The sequence below is a fragment of the uncultured Fretibacterium sp. genome, assembly GCF_938030725.1.
GTDB lineage: Bacteria > Synergistota > Synergistia > Synergistales > Aminobacteriaceae > Fretibacterium.
Genome location: NZ_CALHIQ010000055.1, coordinates 1 through 14,745, shown reverse-complemented (window position 1 = coordinate 14,745; position 14,745 = coordinate 1). Strand labels below are relative to the sequence as shown.

The window sequence follows — 14,745 nt, the reverse complement described above, 5'->3', positions numbered from 1 at the left end:
GGGTGCCGAGCCACTTCCCGACCGACGACTTCGGCCTGGCCCGCTACGACGGCACGGCGCTCTACGAGCACGAGGACCCGCGCAAGGGCTACCACCCCGACTGGGGCAGCTACATCTTCAACTACGGTCGCAACGAGGTGCGCAGCTACCTCATCTCGAGCGCCGCCTTCTGGATCGACCAGTACCACGCGGACGCGCTGCGCATCGACGCCGTGGCCTCCATGCTGTACCTGGACTACTCCCGCAAGGAGGGGCAGTGGACGCCCAACGTCTACGGCGGGCGCGAGAACCTGGAGGCCATCTCCCTGCTCCAGGACCTGAACCGAGAGCTCTACGGGAGGTTCCGCGACGTCCAGACCATCGCGGAGGAGTCCACGGACTGGCCCATGGTCACGCGGCCCGTCTTCCTGGGCGGGCTGGGGTTCGGCATGAAGTGGAACATGGGCTGGATGCACGACACCCTGGACTACATGGGCCTGGAGAGCGTCTACCGCGCCTGGCACCACAACCAACTGACCTTCAGCATCTGGTACGCCTTCTCCGAGAACTTCATGCTGCCCCTGTCCCACGACGAGGTGGTGCACGGCAAGTGCTCTCTCATGAACAAGATGTCGGGCGACTGGTGGCAGAAGCGGGCGAACCTGCGCCTGCTCTACGGCTACATGTGGACGCACCCCGGCAAGAAACTGCTCTTCATGGGCTGCGAGCTGGGGCAGGGGCTGGAGTGGAACAACGACGCGGCGCTTGAGTGGCACCTCCTGGACAAGCCGGAGTTTCGCGGCATCCAGCAGTGGGTGCGCGACCTGAACGGCGCGCTGAAGCAGTACCCCCCGCTCCATGAGCGGGACTTCAACCCGGCGGGCTTCCGGTGGGTGGACTGCACCGACTGGCAGCAGAGCGTCATCGCCTGGCTGCGCATGGGCGAGCGCAAGGACGAATACGTCCTCTGCGCAGCGAACTTCACGCCGGTGCCCCGCGAGGGCTACCGGGTGGGGGTCCCCTGCGGCGGCTTCTGGCGCGAGGTCCTGAACAGCGACGCGACCGTCTACGGCGGAAGCGGCATGGGCAACAGGGGCGGGATGGAGGCGGAGACGATCCCCTGCCACAACCTGCCCTGCTCGCTCCTCCTCACCCTTCCGCCCCTGGCGATCGTGGTCTTTCACTTCACGGGGGCCCCGTCCTCCGGAGAACCTCAAGAGAAGGCGTAGGGCGGGGTTCCCTGCCCGTCCCTCGAGCCGCGGCCGGCCATCCGGGACAAGGGAACCGGTCCCTCTATTCCGAAAGGAGCTGCAATCTGCACCATGCCTCGTTACGTTTGTATTCACGGCCACTTCTACCAGCCGCCGCGCGAGAACCCGTGGCTTGAGACGGTGGAGCTTCAGGAGTCGGCCGCGCCGTGGCACGACTGGAACGCCCGGATCGCCGCCGAGTGCTACAGCCGCAACGCCGCCTCCCGGATTCTGAACGACGGCGGAAAGATCGTCAAGATCTGCAACAACTACTCACGCATGAGCTTCAACTTTGGGCCGACGCTGCTCTCGTGGCTTCAGGAGAACGACCCGCTGTGCTACGACGCCATCCTGGAGGCCGACGCCATCGGCGTGCGCCGCTTCTCAGGCCACGGCCCCGCCATGGCCCAGGTCTACAACCACGTCATCATGCCCCTGGCGAACCGACGCGACAAGGAGACCCAGGTGCTCTGGGGCATAGCGGACTTCGAGAAGCGCTTCCGCCGCAGGCCGGAGGGCATGTGGCTGGCGGAGGCCGCCGTCGATACGGAAACCCTCGAGGTGCTGGCGGAGCACGGCATCCTCTTCACGGTGCTCTCCCCCTATCAGGCGGACTCCGTGCGCCCCTGCGGCGGGGGCGTGTGGCAGGACGCAAAGGGAGGCCGCATCGACACCACCCGTCCCTACCGCTGTAACCTCCCATCGGGACGCAGCATCGCGCTCTTCTTCTACGACGGCCTCCTGTCTCAGAAGATCGCCTTCGGGGGGATGCTGGACAACGGCGAGCACTTCGCCCGTCAGCTCATCGACGCCCACCCGGACCGGGGCTTCCCCCTCCTGTCCCACGTGGCCACGGACGGCGAGTCCTACGGGCACCACCACGACCACGGGGACATGGCCCTGGCCTACTGCCTCGAGACGGTGGACCGCTCCAGGGACGCGACGCTCACCGTCTACGGCGAGTACCTGGCCTTCTACCCGCCGGACTGGGAGGTCCGCATCGTCGAGAACTCCTCCTGGAGCTGCGCCCATGGCGTGGAGCGCTGGCGCAGCGACTGCGGGTGCAGCACGGGGACGCCCGGATTCCATCAGAGGTGGCGCGCCCCCCTGCGCCGCGCCATGGACATGCTTCGGGACGAGCTCATCGCGCCCTTCGAGCGGGAGGCGGGAAAGCTCCTCAAGGACCCGTGGGAGGCCCGCAATCGCTACATCGACCTGATCCTGGACCGCACGCCGGAGCGCGTGGAGGCCTGGCTGAAGCAGAACGCTTCCCGCTCCCTGACGGACGAGGAGCGCGTCCGCGCCATCTCCCTCCTGGAGATGCAGCGGGCTGCGCTCCTGATGTTCACCAGTTGCGGCTGGTTCTTCGACGAGGTGTCCCGCATCGAGCCGGTGCAGGTGATGCGCTACGCGGCGCACGCCATGGAGCTGGCGGACCGGTTCCTGGGCCGCGACCTGGAGCCGGCGTTTCTGGACCTCCTGAGCGAGGCCCCCAGCAACGTCCCAGAGCTGAAGAACGGGGCCAAGGTCTACGAGCTCCTGGTGAAGCAGGGGCGCGTCGACATGCCCCAACTGGCCGCCTACTACGGCATCACCTCCCTCCTTCAGGGCTTCAGGCAGAGCTTCCGGGAGGGGTGCTGGAACCTGGCGGGGAGTACCCTCATCCTGAGGGACAACTCGGAGGACGCCTCCGCCTTCTCCGCGGGGACGGTGCGCGTCACCTCCCGCATCACCGGGGAGAGCAGCGCCTTCCTGTTCGCCGCCAACCATCGGGGCGGGATATCCCTCCTCTGCGGCGTGACGCCGGAGAAGGAGATGCGCCCCGTCTCCAACCAGGAGGCTCTGGAGTTGAGGCGCCTCTTTGCTCCCGCCATGGAGAGGCCCATGGTCGATCGCTTCGGCTACACGCTGTACTCCCTGAGGCACATCCCTGCGGACGCCCAACGCTGCCTGCTGGACGAGCTCTTGAAGCAGGACGTACAGCGCATCGAGGCCGTGGTGCGCAGCATCGTGCAGAACTATGACCAGCTCCTGGAGTACATGACGACCCTGGAGGTGCGCCCGCCTGAGATCATCGCCTCCGCGGCGAAGATCGTCATGAGCACCTCCCTCCTGGATATCCTGAGGCAGGACCTCCCGGACTTCGAGGCCCTGAACCGCATCCTGTCCCTGTCGGTCCAGCGCCAGATCGCGCTCCGGTCCGACCGGCTCTGCTTTGCCGTTTCGGAGTGGCTCAAGACGCGCACGATGCGCCTGTGCGGCAACCCCCTGGACCTTGAGCAGGTCCGGGCCGCGACGGATATGGTGCGGATGTTTCAGGAGGGCTTTCAATGGCGCCTGAGCCTCTACGACGCGCAGAACCTCTACTACGAGATGCTTCGGCGCTGGCGCGGCGAGCTCTGCGCCGCCCCGGCGGACCTGAGAGAAGCCGTCTTTGCGCTTGGCCGCCAACTGCAATTCTCGGAGGATTTTTTGAAGGGAAGCTGAGTGGGCATCCGCCCTACCCTTCGAGTCTCACGCTGTAGCCATTCCCATCGACGACGACGGCTTCACGATTGTTCAGCGGGACCAGGTTCAATTTTTCGCCATACCTGGCAATGGTTTCGGCAGCAGCCTCGACGAAGGGAAACTCGCCGCTGTGCGGCAGGACGCAATAATCGACGAGGCCAAGTCCGGAGCAGTCTTCAAGCTCGACAGCGATGGACCTGTCGTCCATGATTTGGCCGTATTCGACGTTGTGGGAAGCGATGATCGCCCCTGCCGATTCTCCGATGTACAACATGCCGTCCTTCACCCTGCTTTTGATGACCGTGCCGAGCCCTTTTTTCTTCAACTCCTGCAGCAGGTAGAAGGTGTTTCCTCCGGAAACGTAAAGACAACGGCAGGCCTTGATCATCGAAAGCGCTTCCTCCGGCTCCGCCTTGGAAACGTCGAACATCCTCAGCTCGAAGCCCATTTCCCGAAAAGCGGCGATCGCTTCATCGACGTAGCCTCGATACTCCTCGACGTTCGCCGCGGTGGGCACAAAGACGATCTCCCTGGGCTGCAACGCCGACAAAAAATCGTTCGCGAGGTTTTTCGTTCCGGCGAGATAGGACGTCAAAAACAGCTTCATGGGTTCCTCCAGATCGTTCTCAAATTTGACTGCGCAACCTCAGGCGTTCCGGCAGCGCTCCCGTTCGTTCGACGCGCCCGGACGCCCCTGGCTTGCCCAGGGACAGTGTACGCCTTCCGGCATCCAATGTGAAGCCTCTATCAGATCCTGGCTCCCATGAGGCAGGGAAACTGTATGGCCTGCGCCGCAAGGGCAAGCCCTGGACGTTCGGAACGACGAGTTTGTCTGGGGTATAATTTGACCCGGAGGTGGACAGGATGACCTCTGTCGATATGGCCTTATGGCCCGCAAAGAAACTGGAGTTTCCGTTTCCCTTGGGGGACGCTTTTTGAATGAAGGTCTGGAGCTCGGCGTGCGGCGACGTGGCGAGGCGCCTCGGGGAGGCGGGCCGCGCTGCGGTGCTGACCTTCGGCGGGCCGCGTCGCGTGCTGAGCACGTCGCCCTTCAACGGCGGCCTGCGCACGGACCTGCGGCAGGCCTTCAACTACAGCTACAGCATCAAGGGCGGCGAGTACTGCACGATGCGGGCTCCGACCTATGCCGAGCACCTGGCCCTGATCGCGCAGGAGATTGGGCTGGACCCCGCCGTCAGCGTCGGGCTCTCCACCTCCGCCAGGATGGGGCACATGGCGATCCTGGAGGACGGTTGGGGCTCCGCTGAGGTCGCTGCGCTGGTGACCGCGGGGCTTGACGTCAACGCGGGGCGCTCCGGCGACCCGGCCGACTGGGACGAGGAGGCGGAGCGTCGCTCCGCGCCCGTGGCGGGGACGGTCAACGTCATCCTGCACTTCAGTTGCGACCTCAGCGAGGGGGCTCTGACCCGCGCCCTGATCACCCTGACGGAGGCGAAGGCCGCTGCCCTTCAGGAGCTGGCCGTCCCCAGCCGCTACTCCCACGGCATCGCGACGGGGTCGGGAACGGACGGCGCCATCGTGGTGGCCAACGCGGCGAGTTCCCTGCGCCTCACCGACACGGGGAACCACAGCAAGTTGGGTTCGGCGGTGGGGCGCGTGGTGAAGGCCGCGGTGAAGGAGGCCCTGCGGCTGCAGAGCGGCCTGACGCCTCAGAGCCAGCACGGCGTCCTGCGGCGCACGGAGCGTTTCGGGGTGACGGAGGAGTCGTTGTGGGCGCGCTATCGCCGCGGGGGCGGAGCGCTGGACCGCGCGCACTTCGCCGCGGCCCTGGCGGGGCTGGATGCCCGAGACGGGCTGCTGGCGCCCGTGTCCCTGGCCGTGCACCTGATGGACCAGGCGGAGTGGGGGCTGCTCTCCCCCGACGAGGCGCTGTCCGCCGCGCTGGGGCTCCTGGCGACGATGGGCGTCTGCGCCGCCCCTCTAGGAGCAGCTCATGACGCTGCGGAGGCCGTGGCCCTCATTGCGGGGGCGGTGTCGGACGCTCTGGTCCGGCTGGTTGCGGCGGACAGCGGGAATTCCTGCGAGGGGCCCCTTGCGGGCAACGATGCGGGATGATGGGGATACTTATGAAAGGCCGGTTCCTGTCATGGACGGCGGAGGAGGAGCCTGATGAGCTTGAACAGCGATCTTGAACGTCGGTACGAGGAGTATCTGGCGGAGGTGATGGAGGTTCACCGCGCCCGGGGCGTCGCCGTGGCCGTGATCGACCGGGCGGGGCGCACGCTTTGGCAGAAGCTGGCCGGATACCGCGACGCGGAGCGCCGCCTGACGATCGACGAGGACACGATTTTCGGGCTGGCGTCCCTCACAAAATCCTTCACCGCTCTGTTGATGACGCAGTTGGCCGAGCGGGGCTCTCTCTCCCTTCAGGACCCGATGTCGGCCCATTGCCCCTCCTTCAAGGACACGGGCCCGAACCCCGTGAGGCTGGCCCATCTCCTGAGCCACAGCGGCGGGTACTTCCCCCTGCCGCGGACGACGCTGGAGCCCGTGGCGAAGGAGTTGGGATTCCCGCTTGACGGTCCGGAGGACCCGGCCTTCAGCGACGAGCTGGCCCGTGCGGGCGTCGACAGGGTGGCGGGGGCCATGAGCGCCGCGTCGGAGCGCATCGGCGAGCCGGGGGAGTACATGAGCTACTGCAACGATGGATACGGCCTCCTGGCTGAAGTCATCCACCGTGCGAGCGGGGCGGGAAGCTACGCGGCCTGCGTGAGGCGGGAGGTCCTGGAGCCCCTGGGGATGACCCGCAGCTCCTGCGAGTTTCTGCGCCCCGCGCAGGACGCGAACGTCGCGAAGCTCTACTCCGAGGCGGCGCCGGAGGGGGACCTGAACTTCTGCCGCAACGCCTTCGTCCTCATGGGCGGCGGTGCGATGAAGTCCACGCTGGCCGACATGAAGAAGTACCTCCGCATGTACCTGAACGAAGGGGCCATTGATGGGGGCGGCCGTCTGGCTTCCGCCAGGGGCGTCCGCGCCATGTGCCGCCCGCGCATCCCAACGCGCAGCCAGCAGTTCTATGGCTACGGGCTCTCCATCAGCTTCCTTGAGGACGTCACGGTGATCCGCCACGGCGGCAGCCTGCCCGGCGTGTCGTCGCATATGGCCTGGTCTCCGGAGCTGGAGCGCGGCGCCATCGTGCTGTGCAACACGGAGGACGTTCCCGTGTCCCTGCTGGCGGACGCGGCGCTGCGGCTATCCATGGGACTTGATCCTCGACCGGTGAGCCGCTGGCGTAGCTGTCCCTGGACGGACGCGACCCTTCGCTCCGCCTGCGGGCGGTACGAGTCCGGGGAGGGCGCAGACGTCCTGGTGGAGCGCGACGGAGAGGGCATCGCCGTCACGAACAGCGGCAAGGCCATGGAGGTCCTCATGGTACACCCCTTCCGGGTGGTGTTGAGGTCCGGTCTGTCCGAAACGGAGTTTCGGCTGTACTTCGGCGAGGACGGGGAGGTGTGGGGCGCCCGGCTGGGGGACCGCATCGTCAAAAAACGGTCCTGAAGCGCCGGCGACCGACGGGCGAAACGACAGGGGCCTGGGCAAACGCCCGGGCCCCCTCGTCGTCGTTTTGAGGTGCCGATGCGCTACTCGTAGTACACGCCGTCAAGACGGTTGATGATGCCGCGATAGAAGTTGTCCGCGCCCTTCAGGGCCTTGTTGGTGCCGTAGAGGGTGTCGGCGATGGCGAGGTAGCACCACGGGTTCAGCTCGTTCACGCGGTCACAGAAGCGCTTGTAGATTTCCGCGCGCTCCGGGCCGTCCGGCGTGACGGTCCCCTTGTCCAGCAGCTCGTCCACCTCGGCGTCCTTCAGCCAGACGCGGTTGGAGGGGCCTGCGAACTTGGAGTGCATGGCCGCCTTGATGTAGGCGTCCGGGTCCGGGTTGATGTCGGAGGCGGACCAGCCGATCATGAAGACGGGCAGCTTGCCGGCCTTCAGCTGATCCAGGAAGGTGCCCCACTCCAGGACCTGGATTTCGACCTTGATGTCCAGCTCGGAGAGCATGTTCTGGATGACCTCGGCGTAGTCCTTGCGCTGCTTGTTCTCGTTGGTGTAGATGGTGAAGGCAAGGTCCTTGACGCCGGCCTTGTCCAGCATCTCCTTGGCCTTGTCGGGGTCGTACTCCACGGGGACGGGCTCGGGGAAGTAGTTGTTGATGGGCAGGAGCGGGCTGGTGGGCACGCGGCCCAGCCCCTGATAGACCACGTCCAGAGCGGCCTCGCGGTCGATGGCGATCGTGATGGCCTTACGGACCTCGGGGTTGTCGAAGGGCGGCGTCTGCGTGTTGAAGCCCATGTAGGTGATGGCCAGGCCCGGCTTGTTGTAGACGTTGACCTTGCCCTCCTCCTGCAGGCGCTTGAAGTCGCTGGTGGGAAGGCCGTAGGCGATGTCGATGTTCCCCGTCTCAAGCTCGATGACGCGGCTCGTGGTCTCCGGAATGGTGCGGATCTTGAGCGTCTTGAACTTCGGCTTCTCGCCCCAGTAGTCCTCGAAGCGCTCGAAGGTGATGTGGTCGCCCTTCAGCGCGGAGACGAACTTGAAGGGGCCGGTGCCGATGGGCTCCTTGCCGTAGTCCTCGCCTGCGGCCTCCACGGCCTTCTTGTTCATGATGTAGGAGGAGGAGTGGTTCAGGTAAGCCAGGAAGCCGGCCATGGGGGCGGAGGACTTGACCTGGAACGTGTACCGGTCGATGACCTTGAGCCCCTCGGGGTCGATGTTGGCGCCGTAGGACTTCACGGCTGCAGCCTTCGGCGTCGTCATGCGGTGGAGCGTGAACACGGCGTCCTCGGCGGTCAGCTCGTCGCCGTTGTGGAACTTGACGCCCTTGCGCAGCGTGATCTCCCACGTCGTCGGGTCGAGCTGCTTCCAGCTCTCCGCCAGATATCCGACGAGCTTCTTGTCCGGCGAGAACTCGAACAGCGGCTCGTACATCTGGATCAGGGCGCAACTGGACGAGGTGTCGTTCGCCATCTGGGGGTCCAGGGACTTCGCGTCCGACGCCGTGCCCACGACGATCTCGTCCTTGGGCGCTGCCACGGCGAGGCCGCAGGCCAGAGCTGCGAACGCCGCCGCCAACAGGAACAGAAAAACGCGCTTCTTCAAAACAAAACACTCCTTCCGGGTAGTATAAGGCCTCGCAGAGGCCCTATGATCAATGGTTAAAGGGACGCCCCACTTACAGGGGGCAAGAGCACCAAGCACTTCTTTTTAACGCGAACTGGTATCAGTTTTCTTCCGGTGCGCCTCCGCGTAGAGCAGCGCCTGGTCGTAGGTGGCGTCGTCCGGGCAGTAGACCCGCATCAGCACGCCCCGGCGGCCCCTTAGCAGGAGGACCCGCATCGCGTCCATGGGCTGCACCGCCGTCACGTCTTCCCACCGGGCGCGGCGCTCCGTACTGCGAATGACCTCCATGACCGGCTCGATGGGGTAGCCCGTGAAGTGCAGGCGCTGCCCGTCCACAGCGTGGGGGTTGGACCTCATGTTGTCGCAGAAGGCCTCCTCCTCGTCGAAGCGGTAGAGCGCCGCGTAGCGATTCCTCATGACGACGAAGCACACGACCGCGAACAGCCCCAGGAAAGCCAGGACCAGGTAGCCCGACACGAGGGCGGCCCCCTTGACGTGGGAGGCGTCCACGTAGCCGCCGAACCCCGCTTGAAGCGCCAGGAGGGAGAGCCAGCTCACGGACCAGCCGATGGTCAGCAGGATGGAGAGGTCCAGCAGGATCAGGGGGTTCGTCCCCAGCGGGACGCCGACGTACCAGCGCAGCCGGGAGGGGAGGGTGCCCTCGGCCCGTTCTCCGCTCATGAAGATCGGCTCCGGGTCAGGCGCCCGGCGAAGCGGCAGGCCACGAAGTGCCCCGGCTCGTATTCCGTGAGGGGCGGCGTCCCACCCAGGCACTCGTCCTGACGGTAGGCGCAGCGCCCCATGAAGCGGCAGGAGCTGGGCGGGTTGATGGGGCTCGGCACGTCACCCTCCAGGATGATCCTCTGACGGCGCCCGCTGAGGCGCGCCGTCGGCACGGCGGAGAGCAGGGCCTGCGTGTAGGGGTGGACGGGGTTCTTGAACAGGGTGGTGTTGTCCGCCTTCTCCACGACCTGCCCCAGGTACATCACCGCCACCTCGTCGGAAACGTAGCGCACCACGCTCAGGTTGTGGGAGATGAAGAGGTAGGTGTAGCCCCTCTCCTTCTTCAGCTCCTCCAGGAGGTTCAGCACCTGGGCCTGAATGCAGACGTCCAGCGCCGATACGGGCTCGTCCAGGACGATGAAGTCCGGGTCCAGGGCCAGGGCCCTCGCGATGCCAATCCGTTGCCGCCGCCCGCCGTCCAGCTCGTGGGGGAAGGAGGTGATGAGCCGTGAGGCCAGGCCCACGGTGTCCATCAGCTTTTTGACGCGGGCGTCCAGCTCCCGGTGGGGGCAGGCCCGGTTGATGACGAGGGGCTCCGCGATGAGCTGCGACACCGACATGCGCGGGTTCAGGGACGAGAAAGGGTCCTGAAAGACGATCTGGGCCCTGCGGCGAAACTCGCTGCGCTTCGCCCCCGTGAACTTGAGGGAGTCCTGGCCGTCGAAGAGCACCTCACCGCCCGTGGCCTCGATCAGGCCGATGACGACGCGCCCAAGGGTGGACTTCCCACAGCCGGACTCGCCCACCAGCCCCAGGGTTCGGCCCCGGCCGATGGAGAGTGACACGTCGTCCACGGCGTGGAGCAGGCCTCCGTGTACGCCGAAGTATTTTTTGAGTCCCCGAATCTCCAGAAACGCCTCCGGGGCCGTCTTTGTGCCGCTCATAGCCTGGCTCCTCCCTCGATCTTCTTCGGAAAGTGACAATCGACGAAATGCCCCTTTTCCACCTCGACCATGCCGCAGGCCCTCTCGAAGCAGACGGGCTGGGCCTGAGAGCAGCGCGGAGAGAAGCTGCATCCCGTGGGCAGGTTCGTGGGGTCGGGCGGGAGGCCCGGGACCACCGCCAGCTTCTGGCCGAGGGGGGTGTCCAGGTCGGGAACGGCGTCAAAGAGCCCGTGGGTGTAGGGGTGCAGCGGGTTCCCGTAGAGCTGACGCAGGTCCGCGTACTCCACGAGGCGCCCCGCGTACATGATGGCGACGCTGTCGCAGGTCTCCGCCACGATGCCGAGGTCGTGGGTGATCAGCAGCATGGAGGTCTTCACCTTCTGCTGCAGGTCCTTGATCAGCTCCAGCACCTGTGCCTGAATGGTGACGTCCAGGGCCGTGGTGGGCTCGTCCGCGATGAGCAGGCTCGGCCGGCAGGCCAGGGCGATGGCGATGCCCACGCGCTGGCGCATCCCTCCGGAGAACTGGTGGGGGTAGTCCTTGGCGCGCTCCGTGCGGATCCCCACGAGCCCCAGCATCTCGTAGGCGCGGTCCCGGACCTCGCGGCCCTTCAGGTCCGTGTGCAGGGAGATCATCTCCATGATCTGCTCCTCGACGGTCATGATGGGGTTCAGGGAGGTCATGGGGTCCTGGAAGATCATGGCGATCTGGCTGCCGCGCATGTGGCGGCGCTCCGCGTCCGTCATCTTTCGGACGTCCTGCCCCTTGAACAGGATCTCACCGCCCGTGATCTCGCCGGGGGGCGACTGGATGAGCTGGAGGATGGCCAGGGCCGTGGTGGTCTTGCCGGCTCCCGTCTCGCCCACAAAGCCCAGGGCGCGTCCCTCCTGGAACTGGAGGTTGAGGTGGTTGACGGCGTGCACCACGCCGGAGTCCGTGTCGAACTGGACGGACAGGTCGCGGACGTCGAGGAGCAGTTCGTTGTCGTTCATCGTCGAGCCCCTCCCGTCAGCGCTTCAGCTTGGGGTCCATGGCGTCCCGCAGGCCGTCGCCCAGGAAGTTCAGGGCGATGATGGTGACGACGATGGCGATGCCCGGAAACATGCTGAGGTAGGCGCTGCCGCGCAGGTAGCCGCGGGCGCTGGACAACATGCCGCCCCACTCCGGGAACGGCGGCTGGATGCCCAGGCCGATGAAGCTCAGGGCGGCGGAGGAGAGGATGGCGCCGGCCACGCTCAAGGTCGCCTGGACGATGAGCGGGGCGCAGCAGTTGGGCAGGATGTGCAGCAGGATGATGCGGAAGTCGCTGGCGCCCATGGCTCTGGCGGCCTCGATGAACTCCATCTCCTTCACCGAGAGCACGGAGGCCCGCAGGAGGCGCGAGAAGCGCGGCACCGAGGAGATGCCCACGGCGATCATCAGGTTGAAGAGGCCGGGACCCAGGGCCGCGGCGATGGCGATGGCCAGGAGCGTGGAGGGGATGGCCAGCTGCACGTCCATCAGGCGCATCAGGAGGTTGTCCAACCAGCCTCCGTAGTAGCCCGCCATGGCGCCCAGGGCGCCGCCCAGCACCAGGGCGATGGAAACGGACACCAGCCCCACCTGCAGGGACACGCGCGCGCCGTAGATCAGGCGGCTCAGGACGTCGCGCCCGAATTCGTCGGTCCCCAGGAGGTGCTTGGCGTTGGGGTGCTGGAGCACCTCCCGCAGGTTCTGGCGCGAGTACTTGAAGGGCGCCACGTAGTCCGCAAAGACGGCGACGAGGATCAGCAGGATCAGGACCGCCAGGCCGATCATGGCCAGCTTGTTGCGCCGCAGGCGGATCAGCGTCAGCCGCAGCATGCTGTTCTTCTTCAGGATCATCTCTTCACGTTCCCCCTAGCGGTATTTGGCCTTGATCCTGGGGTCAACCCAGGCGTAGAGAAGGTCTACGACGAGATTCATGATGCAGTACACGACGGCGATGTACAGCACGCCGCCCTGGACGACAGGGAAGTCGCGCATCTTGATGGACTCCACCACCAGGCGTCCGATGCCGGGGATGGAGAACACCGTTTCCGTCAGGATGGCGCCGCCCAGAAGGCTGCCGAACTGCATCCCGATGATGGTCAGGATGGGGATCAGGGCGTTGGGCAGCGCGTGCCGCCAGATGATGACGGACTCCTTCTGCCCCTTGGCGCGTGCCGTGCGGATGTAGTCGGAGCGGATGACCTCCAGCATGCTGGAGCGCGTCATGCGGGTGATGACGGCCAGCGTGCCGCCGGAGAGCGTGAACACCGGCATGATCATCTCGGCGAAGGTGTTGAAGCCCGACGGTGGCAGCCACTCCAGCTTGACGGAGAAGAGCAGGATGAGGAGCACGCCCAGCCAGAAGTTCGGCATGGCGACGCCGATCAGGGCGAGGACCATCGTGATGGAGTCGAAGAAGGAGTACTGTCGGATGGCGCAGATGATTCCGAAGGGAAGTCCCAGGGCCACGCCCAGGACCACGGCCCAGAAGGCCAGCTTCAGCGTGATGGGGAACCGGGCCATCAGCTCCTCGCTGACGGGGGCCTTCGTCACGTAGGACCGCCCGATGTCGCCTTTGAGGGCGGCCTTGTAACAGTAGCGGCCGAATTGGACGAAAAAGGGGTCGTTCAAGCCGTAGTTGATGCGGAACTGTTCCACCGCCTCCGCGGGTGCGTCCTCGCCCAGGGCCATTCGGGCGGGGTCGCCGGGGGTGATGTAGAGGAGCGTGAAGACGATCAGCGCGACTCCCGCAAGCACGGGAATGAGCATCAGAAGTCGGCGCAGCGTGTACTTTAACACCAGGAACCCTCCTTGAGAAAGATTAGCTCGGAACCATGCGACAAAGCCGGAACCGTTGAGCGTCGTGCGTTGCGGCAGGCGCGACCGTCCTGCGGGCCTTTCGTAAATGTGTGGCTTTGTACAAATCCTTTCATTATTTTAAAGAAAGAAATTGAAACGCGTTATCCTGCAAGGAAAAGCGCATCTATCTTACCATAAGGGGAGCGTTTTGACTTGGGGAAGCGCTGATTCGGCTTAAAAAACTTAAAAAATATTGAAAGCGATCAAGGCTCTTGGATTTACAATATCAAATTTTCGTTTCACGTCCAGCCAGGCCAGGGCGGACGTGAACATAAACGGCTGACGTCGTCAAAAGCTCTAAAATTGAGAAGGACCGCACCCCGATTCGAGGCGCGGTCCTTCCCGTTCGTTTTCGTTTGATTTGGATGAAATGCGGTCTGCTCTGGAGCCAGGGCTATTGGTAGAGGTTGGCGGCGCTCATCTCCAGATACCCCTCGCCCTGATAGTCGGGGAACGCCTCCTTCATGGCCGCGACGAAGTCCTCTTTCGTCTTGGATGCGCTCAGGATCTCCTTCGTCTTCTCGAGATAGGCGATCTTCGCGTCCAGGGCCTCCGGCTTCTCCGGCGTGTGGTGGGAGGTCAGGATCAGCTCGTAGCCCTCGCCCTTCATCTTGCGAAGCTGTTCGGCGAACGCATCGATATGTCCTGCGCTGCCCAGGATGGAATGGGTGTCACCGCCCAGCATGTGCAGGTAGACGACCTTTGCGGAGGGGACGGCGACGATCATGCCGGGCGCCGGAGCGGGGGTGTCGTCGTACTCAAGGGCAAAGTCGATCCCCCCGATGGAGGCGTTCGGGCCCTCGAGGACGTGATCGGGAACGATCACCGTCGGATCGAAGCCCGGAAAGCCCTTGGCAAAATTCTCGAACAGAGCGGCTCCTCTGCCGTCCCCGGCGAACTCCGTGGCCGCCTTGCTGGCGTAGATGGGGATGCCCTTATAGGGGGCGAGCCCCGCGCCGTGATACGACACGATGACTGCCGCAAGAGGCTTGCCCAGCCCGTCGATGTAACGCTTCAACTCCTTGGCCGACTCCGGCATCGATTGAGGTTCCAACAGCACGAGCTCTTTCTCCGTTTCAAAGATGGCGGAACCGTCCAACATGCCCTCCACGGAGTTGTACGTGTGTACGGTCAGGCCGGGCCTCTCGAACGTCTCGATCTTTCCGGCATACCCTTCCAGGGCAAACGCAGCCCCTCCCAGCAAAAACACCATTCCCACCGTTGCCAGTCCCCGAACGATCTTTTTCATGACAGTCCTCCTCAGTTAAGAATAATTATGAATGCTAGATTGTCAAGCTAAAAGCAACAGGCAAATTGAAAAAAGGCCTCATT

Annotated in this window: 12 protein-coding genes; 4 read left to right on the top strand and 8 right to left on the bottom strand. The window is 65.0% G+C overall.

Going from position 1 to position 14,745, the window contains the following annotated elements:
- On the top strand, window positions 1-1,208 hold a 1,208-nt coding region (glgB, locus tag Q0629_RS03370; RefSeq protein ID WP_298778940.1), incomplete at its 5' end, for a 1,4-alpha-glucan branching enzyme.
- 93 nt (window positions 1,209-1,301) lie between these two features.
- Complete coding sequence (locus Q0629_RS03365) at window positions 1,302-3,716, top strand: DUF3536 domain-containing protein (protein ID WP_298778937.1); 2,415 nt, start codon at window positions 1,302-1,304, stop codon at window positions 3,714-3,716.
- A gap of 13 nt (window positions 3,717-3,729) precedes the next feature.
- On the opposite strand, the gene Q0629_RS03360 is transcribed toward Q0629_RS03365, so the two are convergent.
- Window positions 3,730-4,344, bottom strand: a complete 615-nt coding sequence (locus Q0629_RS03360) for a Type 1 glutamine amidotransferase-like domain-containing protein (protein WP_298778934.1) — start codon at window positions 4,342-4,344, stop codon at window positions 3,730-3,732.
- 332 nt (window positions 4,345-4,676) lie between these two features.
- Between Q0629_RS03360 and Q0629_RS03355 the strand changes: the two genes are divergently transcribed.
- Complete coding sequence (locus Q0629_RS03355) at window positions 4,677-5,813, top strand: adenosylcobinamide amidohydrolase (RefSeq protein WP_298778931.1); 1,137 nt, start codon at window positions 4,677-4,679, stop codon at window positions 5,811-5,813.
- 54 nt (window positions 5,814-5,867) lie between these two features.
- The gene (locus tag Q0629_RS03350; protein ID WP_298778929.1) at window positions 5,868-7,256 is read left to right on the top strand and encodes a serine hydrolase domain-containing protein; all 1,389 of its coding nucleotides are present in this window, start codon (window positions 5,868-5,870) and stop codon (window positions 7,254-7,256) included.
- A gap of 83 nt (window positions 7,257-7,339) precedes the next feature.
- On the opposite strand, the gene Q0629_RS03345 is transcribed toward Q0629_RS03350, so the two are convergent.
- The 7 genes from Q0629_RS03345 to Q0629_RS03315 form a co-directional block, all read right to left on the bottom strand.
- Window positions 7,340-8,857 (bottom strand): ABC transporter substrate-binding protein, encoded by a 1,518-nt coding sequence (locus tag Q0629_RS03345; protein WP_298778926.1) that lies wholly within the window; start codon window positions 8,855-8,857, stop codon window positions 7,340-7,342.
- A 105-nt stretch (window positions 8,858-8,962) separates the two neighbouring features.
- A complete protein-coding gene (locus tag Q0629_RS03340; protein WP_298778923.1) occupies window positions 8,963-9,559 on the bottom strand; it encodes a hypothetical protein in 597 nt (198 codons plus the stop codon).
- The gene (locus tag Q0629_RS03335) at window positions 9,556-10,545 is read right to left on the bottom strand and encodes an oligopeptide/dipeptide ABC transporter ATP-binding protein (RefSeq protein WP_298778921.1); all 990 of its coding nucleotides are present in this window, start codon (window positions 10,543-10,545) and stop codon (window positions 9,556-9,558) included. The genes Q0629_RS03340 and Q0629_RS03335 overlap by 4 nt, the downstream gene beginning before the upstream one ends.
- Window positions 10,542-11,537: an ABC transporter ATP-binding protein gene (locus Q0629_RS03330; protein WP_298778919.1), complete on the bottom strand. Its 996-nt coding sequence runs from the start codon at window positions 11,535-11,537 to the stop codon at window positions 10,542-10,544. Before Q0629_RS03330 ends, Q0629_RS03335 begins: the two co-directional genes overlap by 4 nt.
- A gap of 16 nt (window positions 11,538-11,553) precedes the next feature.
- Window positions 11,554-12,408: an ABC transporter permease gene (locus tag Q0629_RS03325; RefSeq protein WP_298778917.1), complete on the bottom strand. Its 855-nt coding sequence runs from the start codon at window positions 12,406-12,408 to the stop codon at window positions 11,554-11,556.
- 15 nt (window positions 12,409-12,423) lie between these two features.
- The gene (nikB, locus tag Q0629_RS03320) at window positions 12,424-13,353 is read right to left on the bottom strand and encodes a nickel ABC transporter permease (protein ID WP_298778915.1); all 930 of its coding nucleotides are present in this window, start codon (window positions 13,351-13,353) and stop codon (window positions 12,424-12,426) included.
- Between the two features lie 454 nt (window positions 13,354-13,807).
- Complete coding sequence (locus tag Q0629_RS03315; protein ID WP_298778913.1) at window positions 13,808-14,662, bottom strand: MBL fold metallo-hydrolase; 855 nt, start codon at window positions 14,660-14,662, stop codon at window positions 13,808-13,810.
- Window positions 14,663-14,745 lie beyond the last annotated feature (83 nt).

Bases quoted from the DNA above. Each gene is read 5' to 3' on its own strand.
- Q0629_RS03330 (WP_298778919.1), bottom strand. From the start codon at position 11,537: ATGAACGACAACGAACTGCTCCTCGACGTCCGCGACCTGTCCGTCCAG.
- Q0629_RS03325 (WP_298778917.1), bottom strand. From the start codon at position 12,408: ATGATCCTGAAGAAGAACAGCATGCTGCGGCTGACGCTGATCCGCCTG.
- Q0629_RS03335 (WP_298778921.1), bottom strand. From the start codon at position 10,545: ATGAGCGGCACAAAGACGGCCCCGGAGGCGTTTCTGGAGATTCGGGGA.
- Q0629_RS03350 (WP_298778929.1), top strand. From the start codon at position 5,868: ATGAGCTTGAACAGCGATCTTGAACGTCGGTACGAGGAGTATCTGGCG.
- Q0629_RS03365 (WP_298778937.1), top strand. From the start codon at position 1,302: ATGCCTCGTTACGTTTGTATTCACGGCCACTTCTACCAGCCGCCGCGC.
- Q0629_RS03360 (WP_298778934.1), bottom strand. From the start codon at position 4,344: ATGAAGCTGTTTTTGACGTCCTATCTCGCCGGAACGAAAAACCTCGCG.
- Q0629_RS03340 (WP_298778923.1), bottom strand. From the start codon at position 9,559: ATGAGCGGAGAACGGGCCGAGGGCACCCTCCCCTCCCGGCTGCGCTGG.
- Q0629_RS03315 (WP_298778913.1), bottom strand. From the start codon at position 14,662: ATGAAAAAGATCGTTCGGGGACTGGCAACGGTGGGAATGGTGTTTTTG.
- Q0629_RS03355 (WP_298778931.1), top strand. From the start codon at position 4,677: ATGAAGGTCTGGAGCTCGGCGTGCGGCGACGTGGCGAGGCGCCTCGGG.